Source organism: Actinoplanes aureus, assembly GCF_015704865.1.
Lineage (GTDB): Bacteria > Actinomycetota > Actinomycetes > Mycobacteriales > Micromonosporaceae > Actinoplanes > Actinoplanes aureus.
Genome location: NZ_JADQTO010000022.1, coordinates 140399 through 164587, shown reverse-complemented (window position 1 = coordinate 164587; position 24189 = coordinate 140399). Strand labels below are relative to the sequence as shown.

The following is a 24189-nucleotide window of genomic DNA, read 5'->3' as shown; positions in this document are numbered from 1 at the left end:
CGCGGGTCAGCGGCGGCGCGGTGCGATCAGACCCGACTCGTACGCCCACACCACCAGTTGTGCCCGATCCCGGCAGTGCAGCTTCATCATCGCCCGGTTGACGTGCGTCTTGGCGGTCAGCGGGCTGATCACCATGCGCCCGGCGATCTCGTCGTTGCTGAGCCCGCGGGCCACCAGCTCGACGATCTCCTGTTCCCGGGCGGTCAGCACCTCACGCCCGGCCACCGGGTCGCCCGGCGGCGCGGCGGTCACGAACTCGCTGATCAGCGTCCGCGTGACGGTCGGGGCGAGCAGCGCGTCGCCGCGGGCCACGACGGCGACGGCCTGCAGCAGGTCGGCCGGGTCGGCGTCCTTGAGCAGGAAACCGCTGGCGCCCGCGTGCAGGGCGGCGAAGACGTACGCGTCGAGCTCGTAGTTGGTGAGGATCAGGACGCGGACATCGGTGAGGCCGGGATCGGCGCTGATCCGCCGGGTGGCTTCGATGCCGTCGAGTCCCGGCATCTGCACGTCCATCAGCACGACGTCCGGGCGCAGTTGCCGCGCCAGTCGTACGGCGGCCGCACCGTCGGCGGCCTCACCGACCACGTCCAGGTTGTCCTCGGCGTCGAGCAGCGCCCGGAACCCGGCGCGCATCAGGGCCTGGTCGTCGGCGAGCAGCACCCGGATCATGCCGGGCCGTCCAGTGGGAAGGTGGCCCGTACGGTGAATCCACCGCCGTCGGCACGGTCCGCGTGCAGCGTGCCGCCCAGCCCGGTGACCCGTTCCCGCATACCGCTCAGACCCACCCCCGGTGTCACCGGCCCGGCCGCCGGGGCCCGGCCGTCGTCGGTCACCGCGACGGTCAGCGAGGAGGGTGCGTACTCGACGTGGACCTGGGCGCTGGCCGGGCCGGCGTGGCGGGTGACGTTTGTCAGTGCCTCCTGGACCACCCGGTACCCGGCCTGGTCCACCTCGACGGGCAGGGCCGGGGGCTGACCGGTGACGGTGACGTCCACCGGCACCCCGGCCGCCCGGGTCCGCTCCACGAGTTCGTCCACCCGGGCCAGCCCGACCCGGTCCTCGTCGACGGGTGAGCGCAGGACCGCCAGCGTCGCCCGTAGCTCGCGCATGGCCGCGCTGCTGGCCTCCTGGATCGCCAGCAGCGCGGCGGACGGCTCCCGGCCCTGCTTGCGGCCCAGGTGCACGGCGATCCCGGCCTGCACCTTGATCACCGAGATGCTGTGGGTCAGCGAGTCGTGCAGGTCCCGGGCGATGCGCAGGCGTTCCTCCCCGGCGCGGCGCAACGCCATCTCCTCGCGGGTGCGTTCCGCGTCGGCCGCCCGTTGTTCGACCTGCGCCAGATACGCCCGGTGCTGCCGTGCGACCAGCCCGGCCACGTTGGCCGCCACGAACCAGCCCAGCAGCAGGCTGGTGCGCTCCAGGATCTGCTGACCGGGCTCGCCGGCCGGCGCGACCGAGACGTCCCGGGCGAGGAAGCCGCCGAGGAAGACCACACTGGCCAGCGCGGCGGTGAGCCGGTGCCCCCGCCAGGCGGCGACGTAGACCGCGCCGAGCACCGGGAACGCGGCCGACACCCCGGCGTGCACCCGGACGTGCAGGGCCAGCATGGCCACGGTCACCGCGAGCAGGGCCGGCACCGGGTAGCGCCGGCACACCGCCAGGGCCACCGCCATGACCAGGATCAGGGCCACGTCGAGCGCACCCACCGGATCGGCGTCCGGCGCCAGAGCCGTGTTGCCGAGCAGGAGGGCGCCGAGGGCGAAGCCGCCGAGGGCGTAGGGCAGGTCCGGACGCATGAGCGAACTGTAGGACGGCGGCCGATCGTGGGGCATCCCGCGCCCGCGGTAGGCGCGGCGTACTGCGGACGCGGTATGAGCACCCGCCGAAGTGCCTGCGGCGGCACGACGTTTCCCCGGCGCACCGGGACAAGCATCGACCGCATGACATACCGCTTCTTCAATCCCGCTCCGGTGAAGACGGCGACCGGTCGCACCGCCGACGTCTACCGGCAGCTGCGGGACGACTTCCTCGGGCCGGCGCCCACCTTTCAGGCGCTGTCCGTGGTGCCGGAACTGATGGCCGCGACCTGGGTGCTGATGCGGGAGGCCCTGCTCGCCGGCGACACCAGCCGGGTGGACCGCGAGGTCGTGGCGGCCGCGGTGTCCCGGGCCAACCACTGCCGGTTCTGCGTCGACGCCCACGCGACGCTGCTGCACGCTCTCGGCGAGCACGAGCTGGCCGAGAGCGTCGCCCGTGGCGGCACCCCGGTGCGGCCCGGTCACGCCGAGCTCACCCGCTGGGCCGCGGCCAGCCGCAACCCGCGCGCCACCGGGTGGACCAGCCGGTACGGCCCACAGCTCACCGGCACCCTGCTGGCCTTCCACTTCATCAACCGGGTGGTGTCGGCGCTGCTCGCCCCGGACCTGCTGCCCGGCGGCCTGCAACGCCTGCCCGCCGTGCGCTCGGTCGGCGGCCGGTTCTACGCCCGGGTCGCCGGCGAGCCGAAGGAACCGGGCCACGGCCTCCGGCTCCTCGGTGCCGGCAGCACACCGCCGCCCGGGTGGGCCGGGGACAGCCCGGTCGGGGTGGCGTACTCGGCCCTGACGGAGGTCGCCGCGCACGGCGGTGACCTGCTCAGCGAGACGGCCCGCCAGACCGTCATGGCGACCGTGCGCTGGGAGGACGGGCGGCACCCGGACCAGCCGGCCGGCTGGGCCACCGATCTGGTCCGCGACCTGCCCGGCAGCGACCGGGTCGGCGCCCGGATCGCGCTGCTGGCGGCGTTCGCGCCCGGTGCGATCAGCCCGGGTGACGTCGGCCTCTGGCGGCTGTCGCATCCGGCGGACGCGGACCTCGTCCGGCTGGTCGCGTACGGCGCGATCACGGCCACCGGCCACGTAGCCCGGGCACTCGACCCGGCTCACCGATAGGAGACCGACATGCGCAAGGCCTTCGTGATCGTCAACGGGGTGCTGCTGGCCGCGTTCGCACTGCAATTCGTGTTCGCCGCCGTGGGCGCGTTCACCAAACCCGCCGGCGACGGCTCCTACACGCTGCACAGCATCACCGGGATGGCGGTGATCCCCGCGCTCAGCCTGCTCACCATCCTCTGCGCGGTGCTGGCGCGGGCGCCGGGCCGGGTCGTCGCCCTGACGGTCCTGCCGCTCGGCCTGGTCCTTCTCCAGGTGCTCATCGCGGTGCTGGCGAACGCCTTCACCGACGCCTCGGGCGCCAGCACCCCGCTCGGCCTGATCGTCGGCGGACTGCACGCGGTCAACGGGATCATCGCGGTGCACGTCGTGGTCAGCGTCCAGCGGGCGGCTCATGAGCTCGCCGACGCGACCGGGGCCGTACCGGACGACGCTCGGGTGGGCGAGAGCGCGGCATGACCACCGGATCGCTACTCGCCGTCGATCTCGTCATCGCGGTCCTCGCCGCTGCCGGATGGCTGGGCGGAGGCGCGGCGGCGGCTGTCGGCCGCCGCAGGGTTGCCCTGGCCGTGGGTGCCGCCGCGCTGGCGGCCACCCTCGCCCGCGTGATCACCACGATCGCGCTGGCCCGCGCCGGCTGGTGGTTCGCGGCGGAGAAGGTGGTCATCGCGGCGCCGCTGTCGCTCGCCGCGGTGCTCGTCGCGGCGCCGTGGCTGTTGCGGCGGCCGGTCGACATCCGCAAAGCCGCGGCCGGGCTGCTCTTCGCCGGGTACGCCCAGACGAGCGCCCTGCTCGTGACGGTCCTCCATGGCTATCCGGTGTCGGCGGGCGCCGCGCTGCTCGCGGTCGCCGGGGTGGCCGCGGCGACCACGGTCACGTGGCGGTTCCTCGGTTCGCGGCCGTCCCGCGGGGTGTCCCGGGTGGCCGCCGTGGTGACTCTCGCCGCCCTGGTGGCGGGCACCGGGCTGGCCGCCGCACCGGGGGACGCTCCGGGCGTACCCCACACTCATCAACATCCCGACGTGCCCACCGTGGGCGAGCCGACCAAGCGTTTCACCCTGACGGCCGGAACGGCCGTCGTGCGGGCCGGCGGCCGTGACGTCGCGGCGTGGACCTTCAACGGGCAGGTCCCCGGCCCGCAGCTCACGGCGACCGTCGGCGACATCCTGGAGGTGACGCTGCGCAACCGCGACATCGGGCGTGGCGTGACGCTGCACTGGCACGGGTACGACGTCCCGAACAGCCAGGACGGCGTGCCCGGCGTGACCCAGGCGGCGGTGGCGCCCGGGCAGGAGTTCGTCTACCGCTTCCGCGCCGATCAGGCCGGGACCTACTGGTATCACACGCATTCGGCTTCTGACCTGGGAGTCCGGATGGGGCTCTACGGCGTCCTCGTGGTGCACCCGTCGCCGGCGGCCGGTCTCGACGTCACCGTGCCGGTCCACACCCTGGCCGGCCATTCGCTACCGGCGCCCGCGCAGCAAGCGGCCGGCGCCGGCACGCCGGTACGCCTGCGGCTGATCAACACCGACAGCACCACCCACCGGTACGCCCTCGCCGGCACCCCGTTCCAGGTGGTCGCGATCGACGGGGCGGACCTGCGCGGCCCGGCGCCGCTGACGGACACCGCCGTGCTGATCCCGGCCGGCGGGCGCTACGACCTGGCGTTCACCGCCCCGGCCGCACCGGTGGCGCTGTTCGTCGACGGCCGAGCGGTCTGGTCGACCGGCCCGGTGTCCACGCCGACCAGCGGTTGGCCGGTCCTGGACCCGCTCAGCTACGGCACCCCGGCGCCGATGCCGTGGTCCCGGCACGACCAGGAGTTCGCCCTCGTCCTCGATCGCGGCCTCGACCTGCGCGGACTGCTCCCGCGCTACGCACACACGGTCAACGGCGCCGCCGACCCGGACATCGCACCGCAGGTGGTCCGCCGTGGCGAGATCATCAAGTTCACCATCGTCAACCGGTCGCTGGTGGTGCATCCCTGGCACCTGCACGGACACCATGTGCTGGTGCTGTCCCGTGACGGGCGGCCGGCCACCGGGAGCCCGTTGTGGATGGACTCCTTCGACGTACGGCCCGGTGAGGTCTGGGAGGTGGCGTTCCGCGCCGACAATCCGGGGGTGTGGGCCAACCACTGCCACAACCTCCCGCACGCCGACGCCGGCATGACCCTGCACCTCATGTACGCCTGAACCGGTAGCGTTCGGCCTCAAGATCGCCGGCGCCGGGAGGAAGACAATGAACAGCACCGCAGATCTGTACGACGAGCACGGCGAGAACCTCGGCTCGTGCGACACCCAGCTGCGCCAGTACGGCGGGGTCGCCGTGTTCGACGGCCCGGCCGTCACGGTCTCCTGCTTCGAGGACAACGCCCTGCTCAAGTCGGTGCTGAGCGAGCCCGGCGAGGGCCGGGTCCTGGTGGTCGACGGCGGCGAGTCGGTGCATCGCGCCCTGATGGGCGACATCATCGCCGGGCTCGCCGTCACCAACGGCTGGGCCGGCGTGATCATCAACGGCGCGGTGCGCGACGTGGCCGCGTTGCGCGAGCTGCCGATCGGCATCAAGGCCCTCGGCTCCAACCCCCGCAAGAGCGCCAAGACCGGCGCCGGCGAACGCGACGTCGTCCTGGAATTCGGCAGTTGCCGCTTCACTCCCGGCGCCCACATCGTCAGCGACGATGACGGTGTCGTCGTGCTCCCGCTCACCACGGGCTAGAAGAGCCATGCGTCGTTTCGTGGTCGTGGTGGTGCTGCTGGCCCTGGGCGCCGGAGTGGCGTTCGGGCTGAGCAGCGCCCTGCGGCTGTCCTGGCAGCCGGCGAGCGTGATGGCCGAGCCGTCCAGCCGGGCGCCGCAGCCGGCCGCGGTCCCGGCCCCGGTCGGCGCGGTCGAGATGAACCGCCACACGCACCGGCTGGACGTCGCGGCGCGGGCGGTCACCGATGCGGTCGCAGGGCGGAGCGCCCGAGGTGTCCTCAAGGTGATCGTGGACGGGAACACCGGGGACGAGGGCTACCGGCTGGACCGCACCGCCACCGGCCTCACGCTGACCGCGGCGGGTGAGGCGGGCGCCGCCGCGGGTCTCTACGCGGTGGCCGACGAGATCCGGTCGGGCCGGCCGGTCACCACCGGCACGGTGACACCGAGACTGGGCCTGCGGCTTACCGACGCGGGCTCGGTCGGCCGCGACGCCGACGCGGCCGGCTGGCGTACCGGCACTGACTACTCGCTCAACTCGGACATCGTCACCGGCACGCTGCTGCCGCGGGCGCCGTGGGTCGACCAGGCCGCGGTGGAACGGGTGGCCGCCGAGTTCCGGCAGTTCATCGATCACTCGGTGGCGCAGGGCTACAACGGTGTGGTCGTGCCGGGCTTCCTGGAGTACGTCACGTTCGCGCAGGTGGGTGACGGTCACGCCGTCTACCGTCCCGGCGATCCGCACATCGCTCGCGCGCGGGCGATGGTCCAGGCGTTCGCACCGGTCTTCCGGTACGCGGCGGACATGGGCATGCGCGTCTATTTCATGACCGACATGCTGGCGCTGTCCGGCCCGCTCGAGGCGTACCTGGAGAAGCAGGACGATCAGTGGGCGGTCTACCAGGCGGGGCTGCGCGAGTTGTTCGCGAGCATGCCGTTCGCCTCCGGCCTGATGGTCCGCATCGGCGAGGGTGGCTCGGCCTACCAGGCGCCGGGCTGGGACTACTTCTCCCGCATCGCGGTGACCACGCCGGACCAGGTCCGGGCGATGCTGCGGGCATTTCTCGAGGTGGCCGGGGAGAGCGACCGGGACATCATCTTCCGCACCTGGACGGTCGGCGTCGGGGCGGTCGGTGACCTGCACACCAACCCGGAATCGTACGAGGAGGTGCTGGGCGATCTCACCGACCCGCGTCTGATCGTCTCGACCAAGTTCACGCTCGGCGACTTCTACAGTCACCTGCCGCTCAACACCACCCTGACGGTGGGCGGGCAGCGGCGGATCGTCGAGTTCCAGGGCCGGCGGGAGTTCGAGGGTTTCGGCTCGCTGCCCAACGACCTGACGGCTCTGCACGCGTCCGCCCTCCGGCAACTGCTTGCCCGGAACCCGCGCATCGAGGGCGTCTGGCTGTGGACGCAGGACGGCGGCCCGCTGCGCGCCGGGCCGAGGACGTTGTATCTGCGGACCGGGTTCTGGCAGCTCTACGACCTGAACGCGTACGCGATGGGACGGCTGGCCCGCGATCCGGACGCCGATCCGGGCGAGATCACCGCCGGTTGGGTACGCCGGACGTTCTCGTCCGACCCGGCGACGGTGGCCGCGATCTGCCGGATGTTCGCCTCGTCACGCGAGGCGATCACCAAGGGGCTCTACCTCGCGCCGTACGCGGACTACTCGGTGAAGGCGCTCGGCCTCGAGCCGCCGCCGATGATGTGGATCTTCGAGTGGGACATCGTCACGGGTGACTCCGCGGTGCTGAGCAGCATCTACGCGATCAGCCGCGGTCACCTGGACGAGACGATCGCCGAGGGGGAGCAGGCCACCGCCATCGCCGCCGAGCAGCGCGCGGCGGTGGCCGCGACCGACCCCGCGACCTGGCACGATGCCGCGCTGCGGACGCGGCTGCTCAACACCCTCGACTACCAGAGCGACCTGTACGGCACGCTCGGCGCCTACCGCACGATGTTCCTGCGGCGGGCGCAGTGGCTCGACACCGGTTCGGCCGTGGCGCGCGAGCAGTGGGCGGCCGCGGAGGCCGGGTACCGGACGGCCCGCGACACCTATGTGCGCAAGTGGGGCGGTGACCTGGACCTGCCCGCCTACAACTTCACGGCGGCGGATCTCGGGTCGGAGCGGTTCGACCGGGACCCGGCGATGGCCATCCTGGCGCGTGTCCTGCTCGGACTGCTTCTCGTCTCGATCGTCGTGCCGTGGCGGCCGGTCCGGGCCCTGTGGCGCGCGGCGATCATGCCGTGGCGGGCATCGGAGAACCCGACCCGGACGGCGAGATGGGTGGCGATCCTGCTGCCCGCCGCCGTTCTGGTGCTCAGCCGTGAGATCCACACCTGGTTCGCCGCTCCGGCGCACCTGCTCGTGACGCTCGGCTCCTGGGCCGTCTTCGCGCTGGTGGCGCGGCTGCTCGTGGGTCGCCGTGATCCGTACGCCCTGTGCACGGTGATCGGCGGGGTCGCCCTGCTCCGGACGGTTCTGCTGCTCGCCGTGCTGGCGATCCGTGGCCCCGGCTACTACTGGTTCCAGTTCTGGACCAATCCCGGCGCGCGTACGGCGTACGTCATCGTGTCTTTTGCATCTTTTGCCTGGCTCTTCGTGGCGACCGCGTCCGTGCTGCGCGCGCGATATGCCTGGTCACGCCGCCGCGCGAGCGGCGCTGTCCTGCTCGCGGCCGGCGCGACCGTGCTGGCCGTCGGCGCGCTGATCTGGGCGGTGGGGCTGGAGAGCGCGCTCAGCGCCTGGAACGACCAGATGGCGCTGCTGCCCTGGGGTCTGCACCGCATCCTGGGCATCGTCACCTTCCTCGGCATCCCGCCCGCGCTGCCCGTCTGGATCACCGGGACCGGTGTCGTGTTGACCATCCTTGGGGTGATCGGGATCCGGGCCGTGCCGTCCGGTGGCACAGTCCAGCGCTGACGACGTCACGCCACTCCTGGTCCGGACACGTCCGTGTCCGGACCAGGAGTTCTCTCACGCGCTGGTGCAGACGGTGCCGTTGAGCGTGAACACGCCCGGGAGCACGTTCGGCCCGCTGTACGACCCGACGAACCCGACGGACGTGGACGCCCCGGCGGCCAGGGCGCTGTCGCTGGTCACCCGGACCGTGCGGCCGCTGGAGTTCCAGGTGGCGTTCCACCCATTGCTCACGCTCTGCCACGTGGTCGGCCAGGTGAACCCGAGAGTCCAGCCGTTCAGCGCGCTCGCCGCGTTGTTCGTGATGTCGATCGAGCCGATGAACCCGTTGCCCCAGTCGTTGGTGTTGCGGAACTTCACCGTGCACGCCGCGCCGGCCGGGGTGCCGGTGGTGAACGTCAGCGGCGGCGAGGCGGGCGACAGGCGTCCGGCGCCGTCCCGGGCCAGCACGTTGACCGTGTACCGGCGGCCCGGCTCCAGGTTGCGCGCGGTCAGCGAGGTGCCGGTGGTCTCGCCGAGCAGTTCGGCGGCGCCACCGTTCTGCCGGTACACCTCGTACTTGAGCCCGCTGCCGGCGGACGGCCAGGAGATCGTCGCGGTGCGGTCGGTCACGGTCGCGGTGGGCCGGGCCGGCGCCTTCGGCGCGGCGGTGCCGGCGGCGTTCGGCTTCAAGGTCACCAGCGTGATCGAGTACGGGGCCAGCGTCTGCGCCCCGGCCGTGCCACCCGGGGCGGTGGTCACCGCGTCGGCGCCGTTGGTGAAGGTGGCGACCGATGGCGTGCCGGTGGCCGGGGTGAAGCCGTGGTAGTTCAGCGCGACGGTGTGCTCCGCGTCCGGGTCCTTGTTGATCAGCAGCACCGCGACATCGCCGTTGGCCCGGCGCACGGCGTGGGCGCTGACCAGGTCGTTGTCGGTGCCGGCGCCGATGAACCGGTCGCCGGTGCGGGCGAAGTCGCCCATCAGCGACAGCGCGTGGTAGGGCGCGAACGGCGTGTTCAGCGGTGGCTGGCAGACCGAGTTGTCGGCGTTGCAGTTGCCGCTGGACAGCAGCCCGAAGTCGTCGTAGTCGGTGTGGCCGGCCACCGTGGTGACGTCGCCCATGCCGTTGTGGACGTTCCACCAGTGCACGGTGAAGACGCCTTGGGCGAGCAGGCCGCTGTAGACGTCGGCCAGGAACAGCGCGCCGGGCTGGGTGTTGCGGCCGATGTCGACGTTCGTCTCGGTCATGCTGATGGCGATGTCCCGGCCCGCGTACCGGCTGATCTGCTGGCGCAGCAGGTGCATGGCGTCCTGGATCTGGGCGGGCTTGGTCAGGGTCTCGGCGGGTGTGCTGCCGCCGGGGTACCAGTGCACGTCGACGAAGTCGATGACCGCGCCGGCGCGAGTGAGGACCTCCTGGTTCCAGCTGCCCTCGTCGCCCGCGCCGACGATGGCGTCCGGCCAGTTGCCCGGCATGGTCAGCACGGCGCCGATCTTGATGGTGGGGTCGACGGCCTTCATCGCCTGCGCGTACGCGAGCACGGTGGCCGCGTACTCCTTGGGGCTCTTGTCGGCGTGCTCGTCGGCCTCCCAGGCGGAGCCGTAGTGGCCGTTGCCGTAGTTCTCGTTGCCGATCGTCCAGTAGGTGGCGTCGTAGCCCTTGGTGATGTTGGCGTACCGGACCCAGTCCGCGGCCTCCTGCGCGGTGCCGGTGCCGTAGTTCGCGATGATCATCGGCTCGGCGCCGGTGCGCTGCGCGCCGGCCATGAACGTGTCGAAGTCGGTGTTCGGTGCGACGTAGCCGCCGGGCGCGGTGTGGTCCCGCCAGTGGTAGATGTCGGCGTACGAGCCGCCGGGGTAGCGCAACATCCGTACGCCGGCGTCCTTGAGCAGGTCGGCTACGGCCGGGGTGCCCAGCTGGGCGTCCCAGATGGCGTGGTTGACGCCGAGGGCGGCGCTGTCCACGGTGGCGAGGCCGGCCCGGACGTCGACGTCGACGCGGGTGTCGGCGGCCGGGGCGGCGGCTTGGGCGCCGGGTGGCGCCAGGGCGACGGCGGCGAGCAGCACAGTGCTCGCGAGCGTGCGCCGCAGGAATGAGGTGTGCACGGGAGCCCTCCGGGGGAGAGGTTAGTGGGAGCGCTCCCATAGTTGGTCAACGAAAAGAAGGCTGTCAATAAGTGTTTCTATCGTGTCGCGTCCAGAACCGGTTTCAGGTCGATGACCGGGGTGCCGTCGACGGCCTCCAGATCGGAGACCCGCACCCGGAGCCCGTCCACCGCGAGCACCCGGACCCGGTGCAGGCCGATCGGATTGGGCCGGTCCGACGAGCGGGTGCTGAACACGCCGGTCAGCGGAGTGCGCGGGTCGTCGCGCGGATGCACGGCCATGGTGGACCGATCGGCGAGATGCAGCCAGGTGAGGACGAAGACGTCGTCGCCGATCGTGAGATCACCGATGCCCGCGGCCACCGCGGGGTCGAACGCCAGCCAGGCGTCGGGGGCGCCCTCCACCCCCTGCTTCGGAGCACTCGCGGGATCCACCAGCGACGACTCGACGACTCCGATGGGACGAATTTCGTACGTCATGACCAAGTATCACCGGGAGGTGGCCGGCATCTGTAGCGACAGGCCCGGAGTCGAGAGGAGAGCCAGATGATGATGACCGTGCACCCGGCGAAGACCAGCCCGCAGACCGACCGGCTCAACGCCGCACGCGCTGAGGCGTTGTTCGTGAGCAGCCTGTCCGCGTGGGCGGATCCGACCGAGGCGGATGTCGAGGCCGCCATCCGTGAGGCACTGCTGGCGTACGGCGGATTCCACGCCTGCGCCGCTGAGATGGCGGCCGCCTATGGAGACCACCCGGAGACCGCGGCCGGGCGCATGCGGTGGGCCCGGCGCGTTGTCGGAAATCTGTACCCGGCCCGGGATTCCTCGTGAGACCGCTGCTGGCCCCAGGCGGCGGGCCGTGACCGTCAGGTGCTGCTGTTTCCCGACGGTCGCGCTGGGGCCGGGACGGGAAGCCTGGCCCGCGCCGGGAGAGCGGGGACGGCGTCGGCGTCGGCGGGACGGCCGGTTACGCGTACCCCGAAGGAGCGGGACCGGCAGGCAGACCTTGACCCAGAAAAGGGGGTTAGCCGATGCGGCGCTGTAGCCGCGGTCGCCGTTGAGTGGCACCGTCAACCATCTCTTCCTTTCCGCGACAGCACGGCGCTGCCGTCTGCACGGAGGATGAGCCGGGGTCCTTCCACGACTCATACTCCGCACTTGGCGGGGGAGTCCGATCGGCTAAGTCCAGTGCGCGGTCCAGGGACCGGTCCAGTCCCGCTCGCGATGCTGACGTCGTCATTCCGACACGACGGCGGGTGAGCCCATGAACATGTTGCCGATCCTGGTCCAGCGGGCCGGCCAGGGAGACGAGGACGCCTGGACGGAACTGGTCCGGCGGTACAACCCCATGCTCCGCTCGATCGCGCGGAGCCTGCGCCTCACCGCGGAGGAGGGCGGCCTCGACGCGGAGATCGTCCGCAGCGAACGCGACCGGCTCCTGTGGCAGGCGGTCGACGATCTGCCGGCACATCAGCGCAAGCTGATGCTCCTGCTGTCGCGTGGCCCGAAACCCTCCTACCAGCAGGTCGCGCAGGTGATGGCGATGCCGGTCGGCAGCATCGGGCCGACGCGCGCGCGGGCGCTCCAGCGCCTGCGGGACCTGCTCACCGAGCGCGGCGTCAGCGCCGACACTCTTGACCCGATGGCCTGATGTATCGATAGATACCGCCGAACGGTGGTGTCCGTTCGCATGCTGTCGCTGACCTCCTACGCTCGGTTAGATTTGGCGCGTTCTCCATTGGAGGGGGCGCTGATGGGCGGTGCGCAGGAGCCGGCCGTTCACTTCCAGGTGCTGGGGCCGCTCGTCGCCCGGCGCGCGGATGCCGACCTGAGTCTCGGGCCGGCCCAGCAGCGCGTGATCCTCGCGGTTCTCCTGCTCCACGCCGACCGGCCGGTCGACCGCGACAGTCTCCTCACGGCGGTGTGGGGCGAGGCGGCACCGGCGTACGCGGTGAATCTGCTCCAGAAGCACATCTCCGCCCTGCGCCGGATCCTCGAACCCGGCCGTGATCCCCGCTCCCGGACCGGCCTGATCACCTGGACCGACGTCGGCTACCAGTTGAAGATCGGGCCGGGCACTCTCGACCTGCACACCTTCGAGGCGGCTCTGCGGCAGGCGCACCAGGCACGGGCCGAACGTGACCTGCCGGCCGCCGCCGAGGCGCTGCGCACGGCTCTCTCGCTGTGGCGCGGTCCGCCGTTCGCGGGCCTGTGCAGCCCGCTGCTGGACGCCGAACGCGACCGGCTGCTGGAACGGCGGGCCGACGTGCAGGAGGACCGGATCCACGCCGATCTCGACCTGGGCCGGGACGCCGACCTCGTGCCCGAGCTGCGGCAACTGGTCGCCGATCACCCGCTGCGGGAACGCCTGCACCGGCTTCTCATGCTGGCGCTGTACCGCGCCGGGCGGCAGGCCGACGCGCTGAACGCCTTCCACACCGCGCGCGGCCACCTGCGCGAGCAGCTCGGTGTCGAGCCCGGCCCGGAGCTGGTCCAACTGCACCAACGGATCCTCCGGGCGGACCCGGCGCTGGATCGTCCGGCCAAGCGGCAGGCTGCCGACGACCGGTCCCCGCCGCGGCCGAGGCCCGCCCAGCTTCCGCACGACACCACCGACTTTGTCGGGCGTACCAAGGCGCTCAACCAGCTGAACCTGCTGCTCGGCGACGAGCCGGCGGACGGCCGGGCGCTGGTGATCACGTCGATCTCCGGTACCGCCGGTGTCGGGAAGACCGCCCTGGCCGTTCACTGGTCGCACCAGATTCGCGGCCGCTTCCCCGACGGCCAGCTGTACGTGAACCTGCGCGGCTACGACCCCAGCGGTCCGCCGATGAGCCCCGGCGAGGCGGTCCGCGGCTTCCTCGACGCGCTCGGCGTACCCGAGCAGAAGATCCCCACCGGCCTGGAGAGCCAGGCCGGTCTGTACCGGAGCCTGCTCGCCGAGCGCCGGATGCTCGTCGTGCTCGACAACGCCCACGACGCCGAGCAGGTCCGGCCGCTTCTTCCCGGCGCGCCGGGCTGCCTCGTGGTGATCACCAGCCGGAGCGACCTGCCCGGGCTGGTGGCTGCCGAGGGGGCCCGCCCGGTCACGATCGACCTGCTCTCGGTCGCCGAGGCGCGGGCATTGCTGGGCCGGCGGCTCGGTGCCGACCGGATCTGGTCGGAACCGCGCGAGCTGGACGAGATCATCACACTCTGCGCCCGGTTGCCGCTGGCCCTCACGGTGGTCGCCGCGCGCGCCGCCTCGCATCCCCAGTTCTCGCTCAGCGATCTCGCCGTGGAGCTGCGTGAATCGGCCAGCCGGCTGGATGTCTTCGAGGACGGCGACCGGGCCACCGACGTCCGCGGCGTCTTCTCCTGGTCCTACCGCAAGCTCGACGCCCGGGCGGCACGCATCTTCCGGTACATCGGCCTGCAGGCCGGGCCGGAGATCACCACTCCGGCCACGGCCAGCCTGGCCGGCATCCCGCTCGACGAAGCACGGCCGGCACTCGCCGAGCTGGCCCGTGCCCACCTGGTCACCGAGCGCGCGCCGGGCTGCTTCGGGATGCACGACCTGCTGCGCGCGTACGCGACCGAGCTGGCCCGCGTCCACGACCAGCCGAGCGAGCGTGAGGCGGCGCTGCGGCGCATGCTGGACCACTACATCCAGACCGGGTACCAGGCGCATCAGCTGCTCAACCCGCACCACTACGACGCGATCACGGTGCCGCGGATGCAACCGGGGGTGGCGCCGGAACGCATCGCCAGCAACAGTCATGCCCGGTCCTGGTTCGCCAACCATCGCCCCGTGCTGCTCGCCGCCCTGCGCCAAGGCTTCGAGGGCGGCTTCACGGACGAGGCGTGGTACCTCACCTGCGTCCTGTCGCCCTTCCTGGAGTACCACGGGCTGTGGCTGGAGTGGCAGGGCGCGCTCGAGACCGCCCAGCTCTCGGACGATCCACAGCGATCGGCCCTCGCGCACCGGCTGCGCGGCCGGGCGTACATCAAGACCGGCCGCTACGACGAGGCCGACGGGCACCTCCACCGGGCGCTCGAGCTCTACCGGACGCTCGGTGACCTCGCCGGTCAGGCCGAGGCGCACCGTGACCTCGCGCTGAAACTGGATCGCCAGGAGGAGCACCGGGAGGCGCTGGCCGAGGCGGAGCAGTCGCTGCTGCTGTTCCGGGCGGCCGGCCATGAGACCGGCCAGGCCCGGGCGGAGAACGCGGTCGGCTGGTTCAGCACCATGCTCGGCGACCATGACACCGCGCTCGTCCACTGCCGGGAGGCGCTCGCGCTCCAATCCGAGATCGGCGATCGGTTCGGGCAGGCGGAGACCTACGACAGCCTCGGGCACATCTATCTGCAACTGGGCGACTGGACGCAGGCGAAGGTCAGCTACCAGCGGGCGCTGGAGCTCTACCACGAATTCGACGACCGGTACGACGAGGCGGACACGCTTGTCGCTCTGGGTGACACCTACCATGCCGCGGGATCCACCGATGAGGCGTACGTGGCGTGGCGGAAGGCACTGTCCATCCTCGACCAGCTCGGTCAGCCGTACGCCGACCGCCTCCGCGGCAACCTCGAGCGCAAGCTGGTTGTCGGCGTTCAGCACAGCCCTTGACGACGCGTGGCCCGGCGCTGCACGTTGCTGTGAGGCCCCGCATCGATGGAGGGATCATGGCAGAGATATCGATCACCCCCGATCACATCAGGCGTCTCGGCATCAAGCTCATGGGCCTTCAGCACAAGCTCACCGCCGAGGAGCGCACGATCCTCTGGGGCGCGCTGGCCGTGGCCGCCGACGTGCTCAACAAGAGCGACACCGAACCCGGGCAGACGAACCTGGTGGACCAGAAGGGAATCGACGGCGCGTTGCGTGCCAAGGTCGACCCGCCCTGGCGCGACGACCCCGACCTGAATCCGGACTTCCCCGACATGCTGGCTCGTGCGTTCTATCCGGAGCGGCAGAAGAAGGACGCTCGGGACCCGCTCAAGGGGGAGGACATGGCCGGGAAGATCGGCGGCGACGTGAAGATCCGCTCGGCACAGCGTGGCGGTTGAGCCAGCCCCATGGTGCCGCGTGCGGACCTCGCCGTAACTCTCGTCTCCATGCCGTTCGTCAGTGTCCGGGGTCCGTCCATGCAGCTCGGGTTGCTCAAGGCGATCGGCTCGGCGCACGGCTTCCCGGTTCGTACCCTGCACGCCGGCCTGGACCTCGCCGCGCGCCTCGGCGAAAGCCTCTACGAGGCGCTCGCGCAGATGCGCGGGCGGATGGTGGGTGACTGGCTGTTCTCCGTGGAAGCCTTCGGCGACGCGGCACCGGATCCCGGCGGACGCCTGATCGAGGACTTCGCCAGCGACCTCGACTACCTCCGCAGCGTGACCGGCGACGTCGAAGACCGGCTGCTGCGGGTACGGGAGGCGGAGATCCCGGCCTACCTGGACGAGCTCGCCGATCACGCGTTCTGGGCCGATACCCGGGTCGTCGGGTTCACCTCGACGTTCCAGCAGACGGTGGCCTCACTCGCGCTGGCGCGCCGGCTGAAGCTGCGCTACCCGGGAATCGTCACGGTCTTCGGCGGCGCCAACTTCGAGGGGGAGATGGGCCCCGAACTGGTCCGCGCCTTCCCCGACATCGACTTCGCCGTGGTGGGGGAGGGCGACCACGCCTTCCCCGCCCTGCTGGACGCGCTCGCCTCCGGCGGCGACGCGGCCGCGGTTCCCGGTGTCGCGTCCCGTCGAGAGGGAGAGGTGCGCAGGACCGAGCCCGCGCCGCCCACGCAAGCACTCGACGAACTGCCGACACCGGACTACGCCGAGTACTTCGACCGGGCCGAGGCGCTGGGGCTGCTCGAACCCAAGAGCCATCGCACGGTCTCGCTGCCGTTCGAGTCTGCGCGGGGATGCTGGTGGGGTGCCCGGCACCACTGCACGTTCTGCGGCTTGAACGGTACGACCATGGCGTTCCGCAGCAAGTCGCCGGAGCGGGTGCTCGACGAACTGGCGGAGCTCGCGCGGCGGTATCGCACCTTCCGCTTCGAGGCCGTCGACAACATCGTCGACTCGCACTACCTGCGGACGCTCTTTCCCGCCATCGTGGCCAGCCGTGCCGACTACGACCTGTTCTACGAGGTGAAGGCCAATCTCGGCCGCGAGCAGCTCCGGCTTCTCGCCCAGGCCGGGGTGACACACATCCAGCCCGGGATCGAGTCGCTGGACTCCGGCGTGCTTGCCCTGATGAACAAGGGCGTACGCGCCCTGCAGAACGTCAACCTGCTGCGCTGGGCTCACTACTACGGCATCCAGGTCTCCTGGAACATCCTCTGGGGATTCCCGGGCGAGACCGCCGCGCAGTACGCCGAGCAGGCCGCCACCGTGGCGCACCTCGTCCACCTTCCGCCCCCGGACGACGCCGGGCGCATCTGGATGGAGCGCTTCAGCCCACTGTTCAACCAGGCGGACGTGCGATTCAAAAGACCCGAGGCCAGCTATCGCTACGTCTATCCCGGCTTCGCCGACCTGGACCGGATCGCGTACTTCTTCGACTACGAGACGCGTGACGCCCTGCCGGCCACCAGCTACGACGCTCTGGACAAGGCGGTCGGCGAGTGGCGCGCAGCCTGGGCCGAGCCGGACCTGCCCGTGCTGAAGTACTGGTCGGCGCCGGGCTTCCTGCAGATCTACGACGGCCGGCAAGCCGGCAGTGAAGGCACCTACACGCTGTCCGGTACGACTGCCGAGGTCTACCTGGCCACCACCGACCGCCCGACGACGGCGTCCGCGGTGCGGCGCCGGCTCGGGCTGGCCGAGCCGGTCGCCGTGGTCGAGGATCTGCTGCGCGCCTTCGCCGGGCGGGGGCTGATGTTGCTGGACGACGGGTACGCGCTGGCACTCGCCGTTCCCGCCACGAGGGGCCGGTGAGCAGCGCCGGCCTCTCGTGGCGGGACTCGCTCAGGCTTGGCCCTTCAGCAGCCCGATGGCGTGATCCATCAGGTCGGCGTTGTTGTCCAGCAGGTCCCGGCGGGTGAGCCGGTGCGTCGCCTCGGCCCGGACACCGAAGTCCTCCAGCGGTTGCCCGGCGAGTTTGCCCACCCGCAAGGTGCGTCGCAGCGCCACCCGGAACTCCGCGCCGCCAGGCAACGCGGTGAACGGCCCGTCGGGCCACTGCGACATCAGGAGCCCGTGGGGCCAGACGTTGGCTCCGCCGGCGCCGGTGGTCTCGTCGGTTCCCAGCACGGTGCCGATCTCGTGATCCTGGAAGCCGGCCGCGAACATGTCCGTCGCGCTGTAGCACAGCGCGTCCGTGATCAGGATTACCGGACCGTCGTAGATCCGGCCCACCTCGTTTATCGCGTCCTCCGACCACAGGGGGATGGCGTCGGAGTACTGGGCGCCGGTCTCGACGGAATCCGCGATCGACTGCGCCCACGGATTGAGCTGCTCGACGGCCCGGCAGAGAGCCAGCGTGCCGTCGGAGTTGATGAGTTGCAGGCGTTCCGGCTGGACCCGCTTGCGGGAGAAGTACTGGAGCAGGTATTCGGCGGCGACGATGTGTCCACCGCCGTTGCCGCGGACGTCGATGATCAGCCCGTGCTGCGGCAGCAGCTGGACCAGCCGCCGGACCTCGTCGACGAAGGCGCGTACGTTGCCGTCCTCGATGAAGAAGGTGTAGATCCGCAGGTGGCCGTAGTCGCCGTCGGGCGTGGGCACGCGGCGGGCCCGCAGTTCGTCGGGCCGGGTGGTGGGCAGTTCGCCGGCGGCGATCTGTGACTGTGTTGGCTCCGGGGCCGTGTCGCTACCCGCGGCGCGCTGTTCCTCCGCCTTCTTCGCCGAGGGGACGAACAGCTGCTTCTTCAACAGCCGTACCGCTTCGGTGCGAAGGTCGACGGCGAGCGTCTGAGCCACCGGGAGACCTTCGAACTCGCCGTCCAGAGCGGCATCGTCGGCGGTGTCGATGCCCGGCGCCCGGGCTTCCAGGTCGGCCGGTCCGAGGATGCGCCACGGGAGCCGGGTCTGGCGGAGGGCGCCGTCGCCGGCGCGGTAGACCAGGTCCACCCAGTCCTCATCGGGCACCGGGGACAGCGCGAGCTTGCGCAGGGTCATCCGTTCCAGGCCGCGAGCGGTCCGGGCGGCGGGGTTGCTGCCCGGTTCCCGATCGGCGTTGCGGGCCACGGCCAGCTCGACAGGCGCACCGTTCCAGTAGACGACCTCGCAGCCCGGCCTCAGGTCGGTCACGCCGGTGATCTGGTCGTAGACCTTCGACACCATCCAGTGCGGTTCGTCGTCCTCCCAGTACTGCTCCAGCAGGACGCCGAGGAAGGCCACCGGCCCCCGGTAGGGCCTCGGCAGGATGTAGTTGGTGTGCAGATCGCGCAGCTCGACGAAGATCCGCAGCAGTTCGGCGTGGAATTCGGCGTCGCTCATCCGGGACGCGCGGAACCGCAGCAGGCGCAGCCGTTGCCGTGGATCGATCGCGTACATCGCCCGCTTGTGCATGAGATGCACAAAGATGCGATCGATGAGGAGCAGGGCTTGGTCCACGAGCGCTGTCCGGTCCTCCAGCGGGAAGTTGTTTCCCTCGGTGAGCGCGCGGAATGCCGCGATCTCGTTCGTGGCCTCGCCGAACGCGGCGAATTCGTTGGGGTCAGATCCAGATCTGTCGAACATCGATTCCTCCGTCGGCCGTTGAGTTTTCGCCGTCCGACGGGACAGAGGGGCGCGTGGAACCCGGTGATACGTGCTGCCGCGCATCTGGCAGACGCGGGGGGTATCCACCGTCGCCCGCCCGCCTCCGGACGCGTGGGCCCTTACCGGAACTCAACGTATGCGGGAGGAAAGGAAGGTATTCGACGTTTCGGCCGGTTTCGGCCGATCGAGGTATCGGACGAGGGCGCTCACCGCGTCCCGGCCCGCGCGGTTGGCGCCGACGGTGGACTGCGACGGGCCGAAGCCGACCAGGTGCACCCGCGGATCGGCGGTCACCTGGGTGCCGTCCATCCGGATGCCACCGTCCTCGTTGCGCAGGCCCAGCGGGTCGAGGTGGGCGAGGGCGGCCCGGAAGCCGGTGGCCCAGACGATGGCGTCCACGGACGTGAACGAGCCGTCCGCTTCGCGTACGCCGTGCGGCTCGATCGCGGCGAACATCGGCCGCCGTTCCAGGGCGCCGCGCGCCTTGGCGGCGAGAGCGTACGGCGTCCAGATGAGATCGGTGTACGAGACGACGCTGCCGGTGGGCCGGCCCGCTTCGACGTCCGCGGTCACCTTCGCGATGATCTCGCGGCCGGCGGTCTCCGGTTCGAAGGCGTCGTCGCGGAAGACGGGTTCGCGGCGGGTGTACCAGAAGGTCGTCGCCACCTGGGAGATCTCTTCGAGCAGTTGGACGGCGGAGATCCCGCCACCGACGACGGCGACCCGCAGGCCGGCCAGTTGCCGCGCCGACACGTAGTCGCGGGTGTGCAGCTGGAGGCCGGTGAACGTCTCCTGTCCGGGGTAGCGCGGGCGTACCGGATTGGTCCACGTGCCGGTGGCGTTGATGATCGCCTCGGTGGCCCACCGGCCTTGATCCGATTCGACGATCAGGCCGCCGCCGGGACCCGGCCGCACCGTGGTGACCTGGACCGGGCGCAGGATCGGCAACGCCGCCGTGTGCTCGAAGGACGCGAAGTAGCGCGGCACGGCCGTGCGGCTGGGCTCGCCGGGATCGAGCGGCGGTTTGGGGAAGCCGGGCAGGTCGAAGATGCCGTTCACGGTCGCCATCCGTAGCGACTCCCAGCGCTCGCGCCAGGCGCCGCCCGGTGCCGGCGCGGCGTCGAGGATCACGAACGTACGGTCGCCGGAGGGGTCGGTGAGTGCGCTGGCGAAGCCTCGCCGCTTGAGGTGATATCCGGCGGAGAGCCCGGATTGACCGCCGCCCACGACCAGCACCGTCGCCACATTCACGGGCTACGCAACCTCCGAGACCGCGCCGGTATTCCACGTGCGGTGTCATCGTGATGCCAACTGGGTTGCGTATGGCATCACCGTGGTGTCATAGTGGCGTCATGGAATTGCGACCCTACATCGACGCCGTGCGTCACGAGCTCGCGCTCGCTGCCGCAGCCGGCGGAGAGGACGCCCGCGAGCTGGCCGAGCGGCTCACCGCGCCGCTCGAGTCCGCGATCCGGCTCGCCCTGCTCGACGCGCTCTCCCAGGCGGCTGCCGAGATCACCCGTGATCTCGCGCCCGGCTCGGTGGACGTGCGGCTCCGCGACCGCGAGCCCAGCTTCGTCGTGACGCAGCCGCCCGCGGACCCGTGGACCGAGCCGGCGACCGCAGCGCCGCCGCCCGCACCGGCACCGGCGCCGGGTGAGGACGAGGCGACCGTACGGATCAGCCTGCGCCTGCCGGAGAACCTGAAGAACCGCGTCGAGCAGGCCGCCGCCGGCGCCGGTGTCTCGATCAACACCTGGCTCATCCGGGCCGCGGCCGCCGCAACCGACAGCGGCACCGCGCGCCCGGCGAGCGTGACCGCGACCAGCGGCAGCCAGCGTTACAGCGGCTGGGTCCGCTGACCTCGAACCGAACGGAGACCCCTCATGCCCACCTTCGACACCCCCGGACCCATCACCGCCTCAGTCGACCTCACCGCCGGTGAGCTGCGGGTGGTCGCGAGCGAGCGACCGGACACCGTCGTGCACGTGCGCCCGGCGGAGGAGACCATGGACCGGGACGTGCGAGCTGCCGAGCAGACCCACGTGGAGTTCTCCCTCGGCACCCTGACCGTGCGTGGCCCCCGCCAGCCCGGCCTCGGGATGTTCGGCAAGGTCGGCGTCGTCGACGTGCTCGTCGAACTGCCGATCGGCTCCGACCTCGAGGCCAAGCTGGGCGCCGGCGGAGTCCGCTGTACCGGGGCGCTCGGCGCCTGCCGGCTGCGTAGCGGCGCCGGCGATCTCCAGGTGGAGCAGTCCGAGACCCTGTCCGTGTCGACCGGGATGGGAATCGTCGTCGCCGAGACCGTCACCGGCGATGCCAGAGTCACCACCGGCTCGGGCAAGCTGCGGGTGCGTTCGGTCAGCGGGCCGGCCGTGCTCAAGAACGGCAACGGCGAGGTGTGGGTCGGTCACGCCGGCAGCGAGCTGCGGATCAATTCCGCCAACGGCGACATCGCGGCCGACCATGCCGGGGGCTCGGTCACCGCGAGCACCGCGAACGGTGACATCCGGATGAGCGAGCTGGTCCGTGGTTCCGCGACGCTGCGCAGCGGCGCCGGTCGCATCGAGATCGGCATCCGGCAGGGCACCGCGGCCCGGCTCGACGTGCACACCCACTACGGCAGGATCCGCAACGAGATGACGGCCACCGACGGTCCCGTCGAGACCGACGAGCAGGCCGAGGTGCGCGCGCGTACCGGGTTCGGCGACATCCTGATCCGCCGCTCCTGACCCACCCCGCTGTCCCGGCCGAGGCTTTCGTGCCCCGGCCGGCGATGGCTCCTGCCCGGAAGCCGGCTGAGGCGCTCGTGCCCGGCCGGCGACGGGCCCCCTGAGGAAACCGGCCGAGGCTTTCGTGCCCCGGTCGGCGATGGAACCTGCCCGAAACCGGCTGAGGCTTTCGTGTCCCGGCCGGCGATGGAATCTGCCCGGAAACCGCCCAGGAGGCGTAGATGACAACGACAGTCCACACCCGGCCCGCCGTATCGGTGGCCGGCCTGCGCAAGACCTTCGGCGAGAAGGTGGTCCTCGACGGCATCGACCTGACCGTCACCGAGGGCACCGTCTTCGCGCTGCTCGGCCCGAACGGCGCCGGCAAGACGACCATGGTGCGGATCCTCGCCACCCTGCTGCCGGCGGACGGCGGCTCGATCCGCGTGGCCGGGCACGATCTGCACTCCGATCCCGACGGGGTGCGCGCGGCGATCGGCCTGACCGGCCAGTTCGCGGCCGTCGACCGCCTGCTGACGGTCCGGGAGAACCTGCGGCTGATGGCCGACCTGCACCGGCTCGGCCGTACCGAGGGCGGCCGGCGGGTGGCCCGGCTGATCGAGCGGTTCGACCTCGGCGAGTCCGCCGGAAAGCCGGTGTCGCTGCTCTCCGGCGGCCAGCAGCGCCGCCTGGACCTGGCGATGACCCTGGTCGGCGACCCCCGGCTGATCTTCCTGGACGAGCCCACCACCGGCCTCGACCCGCGCAGCCGGCACGCGATGTGGCAGATCGTCCGGGAACTCGTCGCCGAGGGCGTCACGGTCTTCCTCACCACTCAGTACCTCGACGAGGCGGACCAGCTCGCCGACCGGATCGCCGTGCTCGACCACGGCCGCATCGTCGTCGAAGGCACCGCCGACGAGCTCAAACGCCGGATCCCCGGCGGCCACCTGCTGTTGCGCTTCACCGACCCGGCCGCGTTGCGGGCGGCGGCCGACGCGTTGAACACGACGCACCGCGACGACGACGCGCTGACCCTCCAGGTGCCCAGCGACGGCGACGTCGCCTCGTTGCAGGCCGTGCTCGGCACTCTCGAGCTGGTCGGCGCCAAGCCCGATCACCTGGCCATCCACACCCCCGACCTGGACGACGTGTTCTTCGCCTTCACCGGCGCGCCCGCCACCACGAATCCGGCATCCGAGGAGACCCGATGACCACCATGGCCCACGCACTCACCGACTCCCGGACCATGCTGCGCCGGCAGTTGCTGCACCTGCGCCGGTACCCGTCGCTGACCGGGATGCTCATCGGCATGCCCGTGATCTTCCTGCTGCTGTTCGTGTACGTCTTCGGCGGAGCGGTCGGCACCGCGATCGGCGGCGGCCGCGCCGAGTACGTGAACTATCTGACCCCGGGCATCCTGCTGTTCACCGTGGCCGGGGCCGCCGCCGGCCCCGCCATCTCGGTGGCGACGGACATGACCGAAGGCATCGTCGACCGGTTCCGCAGCATGGCCATCGCCCGCGGTTCGCTGCTGACCGGGCACGTTCTCGGCAGCCTGGTGCAGAACTTCCTGGCCGTGCTCGCCGTACTCGGCGTCGCCCTGCTCATCGGCTTCCGCCCCAACGCCACCCCGATCGAGTGGCTCGCCGTGTTCGGCGTGCTGCTCGCCACCGCCTTCGCGCTGACCTGGTTCGCCGTAGCGCTCGGAATCGTCGCCGACAGCGTCGAGACGGCCAGCAACACGCCCATGTTCCTGAGCCTGCTGCCGTTCCTGGGCAGCGGATTCGTGCCCACCGAGACGATGCCGGCCGGGCTGCGCGCCTTCGCCGAGCACCAGCCGTTCACCCCGATCATCGAAACCCTGCGCGGACTGCTGCTCGGCACCGGAATCGGCTCCAGCGGAATCGTCGCCCTGGCCTGGTGTGCGGGCATCTCCCTGGCCTCCTACCTGTGGGCCAAGCGCAAGTACAACGCACGCACGACCCGATAGCGCCGTTTCGCTTCCGCTTTCTTTTCGGTACGCGTTCCGGCAGTTCCCACCATTTCGAGACCGTCCCCGCTCTCCCGCGCGACCGACTGCCTGGTCCCGGCCCCAGCGCGACCGCCGGGCCCAGCCAGGTGGTCGCGCGGCCTCGTCGAGGGCGGGGCCGTTACTGCTGGGC

General features: G+C 71.4%; 20 protein-coding genes. 14 read left to right on the top strand and 6 right to left on the bottom strand.

Translation table 11 applies throughout. The features are described 5' to 3' along the window. Nucleotides 1-6 precede the first annotated feature (6 nt). Nucleotides 7-669 carry a response regulator gene (locus I4J89_RS35530; protein ID WP_196418537.1) on the bottom strand — a complete coding sequence of 221 codons (663 nt, stop codon included), beginning with the start codon at nt 667-669 and terminating at the stop codon, nt 7-9. Further along, a complete protein-coding gene (locus I4J89_RS35525) occupies nt 666-1796 on the bottom strand; it encodes a sensor histidine kinase (RefSeq protein WP_230860113.1) in 1131 nt (376 codons plus the stop codon). The genes I4J89_RS35530 and I4J89_RS35525 overlap by 4 nt, the downstream gene beginning before the upstream one ends. A gap of 144 nt (nt 1797-1940) precedes the next feature. Here I4J89_RS35525 and I4J89_RS35520 point away from each other — a divergent pair, with 144 nt between their 5' ends. Genes I4J89_RS35520 through I4J89_RS35500 form a run of 5 tightly spaced genes read left to right on the top strand, consistent with a single transcriptional unit; the run spans nt 1941 to nt 8556 of the window. Beyond that, nucleotides 1941-2930, top strand: a complete 990-nt coding sequence (locus tag I4J89_RS35520) for a carboxymuconolactone decarboxylase family protein (RefSeq protein WP_196418535.1) — start codon at nt 1941-1943, stop codon at nt 2928-2930. A 9-nt stretch (nt 2931-2939) separates the two neighbouring features. Continuing rightward, entirely contained in the window at nt 2940-3389 is a 450-nt protein-coding gene (locus I4J89_RS35515; RefSeq protein ID WP_196418534.1) for a DUF6220 domain-containing protein, read from the top strand. Then, nucleotides 3386-5125 carry a multicopper oxidase family protein gene (locus I4J89_RS35510; RefSeq protein WP_196418533.1) on the top strand — a complete coding sequence of 580 codons (1740 nt, stop codon included), beginning with the start codon at nt 3386-3388 and terminating at the stop codon, nt 5123-5125. The genes I4J89_RS35515 and I4J89_RS35510 overlap by 4 nt, the downstream gene beginning before the upstream one ends. Nucleotides 5126-5171: 46 nt before the next feature. Further along, nucleotides 5172-5648: a ribonuclease E activity regulator RraA gene (gene rraA / locus I4J89_RS35505; RefSeq protein ID WP_196418532.1), complete on the top strand. Its 477-nt coding sequence runs from the start codon at nt 5172-5174 to the stop codon at nt 5646-5648. Nucleotides 5649-5655: 7 nt separating this feature from the next. Beyond that, the gene (locus I4J89_RS35500) at nt 5656-8556 is read left to right on the top strand and encodes a hypothetical protein (protein WP_230860112.1); all 2901 of its coding nucleotides are present in this window, start codon (nt 5656-5658) and stop codon (nt 8554-8556) included. Between the two features lie 54 nt (nt 8557-8610). Here the strand turns inward: I4J89_RS35500 and I4J89_RS35495 are convergent, their stop codons facing one another. Both I4J89_RS35495 and tsaA read right to left on the bottom strand, forming a co-directional pair. Beyond that, nucleotides 8611-10638 (bottom strand): cellulose binding domain-containing protein, encoded by a 2028-nt coding sequence (locus I4J89_RS35495; RefSeq protein ID WP_309238607.1) that lies wholly within the window; start codon nt 10636-10638, stop codon nt 8611-8613. Nucleotides 10639-10715: 77 nt separating this feature from the next. Then, a complete protein-coding gene (gene tsaA, locus I4J89_RS35490) occupies nt 10716-11117 on the bottom strand; it encodes a tRNA (N6-threonylcarbamoyladenosine(37)-N6)-methyltransferase TrmO (RefSeq protein WP_196418530.1) in 402 nt (133 codons plus the stop codon). 66 nt (nt 11118-11183) lie between these two features. Between tsaA and I4J89_RS35485 the strand changes: the two genes are divergently transcribed. The 5 genes from I4J89_RS35485 to I4J89_RS35465 all read left to right on the top strand — a co-directional run bounded on the left by I4J89_RS35485 (nt 11184) and on the right by I4J89_RS35465 (nt 17546). Next, nucleotides 11184-11468, top strand: coding sequence for a hypothetical protein (locus I4J89_RS35485; protein WP_230860111.1), 285 nt, complete (start codon nt 11184-11186; stop codon nt 11466-11468). Nucleotides 11469-11901: 433 nt separating this feature from the next. Continuing rightward, the gene (locus I4J89_RS35480; protein WP_230860110.1) at nt 11902-12288 is read left to right on the top strand and encodes an RNA polymerase sigma factor; all 387 of its coding nucleotides are present in this window, start codon (nt 11902-11904) and stop codon (nt 12286-12288) included. A 102-nt stretch (nt 12289-12390) separates the two neighbouring features. Beyond that, on the top strand, nt 12391-15246 hold the full coding sequence (locus I4J89_RS35475; RefSeq protein ID WP_196418529.1) for an AfsR/SARP family transcriptional regulator: 2856 nt from the start codon (nt 12391-12393) through the stop codon (nt 15244-15246). 56 nt (nt 15247-15302) lie between these two features. After that, nucleotides 15303-15686: a hypothetical protein gene (locus I4J89_RS35470; RefSeq protein ID WP_196418528.1), complete on the top strand. Its 384-nt coding sequence runs from the start codon at nt 15303-15305 to the stop codon at nt 15684-15686. A 9-nt stretch (nt 15687-15695) separates the two neighbouring features. Continuing rightward, nucleotides 15696-17546: a RiPP maturation radical SAM C-methyltransferase gene (locus tag I4J89_RS35465; protein ID WP_196418527.1), complete on the top strand. Its 1851-nt coding sequence runs from the start codon at nt 15696-15698 to the stop codon at nt 17544-17546. A 30-nt stretch (nt 17547-17576) separates the two neighbouring features. Here the strand turns inward: I4J89_RS35465 and I4J89_RS35460 are convergent, their stop codons facing one another. Together I4J89_RS35460 and I4J89_RS35455 are read right to left on the bottom strand one after the other, a co-directional pair. Continuing rightward, nucleotides 17577-19292, bottom strand: a complete 1716-nt coding sequence (locus I4J89_RS35460) for a S41 family peptidase (RefSeq protein ID WP_196418526.1) — start codon at nt 19290-19292, stop codon at nt 17577-17579. A 150-nt stretch (nt 19293-19442) separates the two neighbouring features. Beyond that, complete coding sequence (locus tag I4J89_RS35455) at nt 19443-20564, bottom strand: NAD(P)-binding domain-containing protein (protein WP_196418525.1); 1122 nt, start codon at nt 20562-20564, stop codon at nt 19443-19445. Nucleotides 20565-20665: 101 nt separating this feature from the next. Here I4J89_RS35455 and I4J89_RS35450 point away from each other — a divergent pair, with 101 nt between their 5' ends. The 4 genes from I4J89_RS35450 to I4J89_RS35435 all read left to right on the top strand — a co-directional run bounded on the left by I4J89_RS35450 (nt 20666) and on the right by I4J89_RS35435 (nt 24017). After that, nucleotides 20666-21175, top strand: a complete 510-nt coding sequence (locus I4J89_RS35450) for a hypothetical protein (RefSeq protein WP_196418524.1) — start codon at nt 20666-20668, stop codon at nt 21173-21175. Nucleotides 21176-21199: 24 nt separating this feature from the next. Then, nucleotides 21200-22045: a DUF4097 family beta strand repeat-containing protein gene (locus I4J89_RS35445; protein ID WP_196418523.1), complete on the top strand. Its 846-nt coding sequence runs from the start codon at nt 21200-21202 to the stop codon at nt 22043-22045. 221 nt (nt 22046-22266) lie between these two features. Next, nucleotides 22267-23238, top strand: a complete 972-nt coding sequence (locus I4J89_RS35440) for an ATP-binding cassette domain-containing protein (RefSeq protein WP_196418522.1) — start codon at nt 22267-22269, stop codon at nt 23236-23238. After that, a complete protein-coding gene (locus I4J89_RS35435; protein WP_196418521.1) occupies nt 23235-24017 on the top strand; it encodes an ABC transporter permease in 783 nt (260 codons plus the stop codon). The genes I4J89_RS35440 and I4J89_RS35435 overlap by 4 nt, the downstream gene beginning before the upstream one ends. The last annotated feature ends 172 nt before the right edge of the window (nt 24018-24189 follow it).

Bases quoted from the DNA above. Each gene is read 5' to 3' on its own strand.
- I4J89_RS35530 (WP_196418537.1), bottom strand. From the start codon at position 669: ATGATCCGGGTGCTGCTCGCCGACGACCAGGCCCTGATGCGCGCCGGG.
- I4J89_RS35525 (WP_230860113.1), bottom strand. From the start codon at position 1,796: ATGCGTCCGGACCTGCCCTACGCCCTCGGCGGCTTCGCCCTCGGCGCC.
- I4J89_RS35520 (WP_196418535.1), top strand. From the start codon at position 1,941: ATGACATACCGCTTCTTCAATCCCGCTCCGGTGAAGACGGCGACCGGT.
- I4J89_RS35515 (WP_196418534.1), top strand. From the start codon at position 2,940: ATGCGCAAGGCCTTCGTGATCGTCAACGGGGTGCTGCTGGCCGCGTTC.
- I4J89_RS35510 (WP_196418533.1), top strand. From the start codon at position 3,386: ATGACCACCGGATCGCTACTCGCCGTCGATCTCGTCATCGCGGTCCTC.
- rraA (WP_196418532.1), top strand. From the start codon at position 5,172: ATGAACAGCACCGCAGATCTGTACGACGAGCACGGCGAGAACCTCGGC.
- I4J89_RS35500 (WP_230860112.1), top strand. From the start codon at position 5,656: ATGCGTCGTTTCGTGGTCGTGGTGGTGCTGCTGGCCCTGGGCGCCGGA.
- tsaA (WP_196418530.1), bottom strand. From the start codon at position 11,117: ATGACGTACGAAATTCGTCCCATCGGAGTCGTCGAGTCGTCGCTGGTG.
- I4J89_RS35485 (WP_230860111.1), top strand. From the start codon at position 11,184: ATGATGATGACCGTGCACCCGGCGAAGACCAGCCCGCAGACCGACCGG.
- I4J89_RS35480 (WP_230860110.1), top strand. From the start codon at position 11,902: ATGAACATGTTGCCGATCCTGGTCCAGCGGGCCGGCCAGGGAGACGAG.
- I4J89_RS35475 (WP_196418529.1), top strand. From the start codon at position 12,391: ATGGGCGGTGCGCAGGAGCCGGCCGTTCACTTCCAGGTGCTGGGGCCG.
- I4J89_RS35470 (WP_196418528.1), top strand. From the start codon at position 15,303: ATGGCAGAGATATCGATCACCCCCGATCACATCAGGCGTCTCGGCATC.
- I4J89_RS35465 (WP_196418527.1), top strand. From the start codon at position 15,696: ATGGTGCCGCGTGCGGACCTCGCCGTAACTCTCGTCTCCATGCCGTTC.
- I4J89_RS35460 (WP_196418526.1), bottom strand. From the start codon at position 19,292: ATGTTCGACAGATCTGGATCTGACCCCAACGAATTCGCCGCGTTCGGC.
- I4J89_RS35450 (WP_196418524.1), top strand. From the start codon at position 20,666: ATGGAATTGCGACCCTACATCGACGCCGTGCGTCACGAGCTCGCGCTC.
- I4J89_RS35445 (WP_196418523.1), top strand. From the start codon at position 21,200: ATGCCCACCTTCGACACCCCCGGACCCATCACCGCCTCAGTCGACCTC.
- I4J89_RS35440 (WP_196418522.1), top strand. From the start codon at position 22,267: ATGACAACGACAGTCCACACCCGGCCCGCCGTATCGGTGGCCGGCCTG.
- I4J89_RS35435 (WP_196418521.1), top strand. From the start codon at position 23,235: ATGACCACCATGGCCCACGCACTCACCGACTCCCGGACCATGCTGCGC.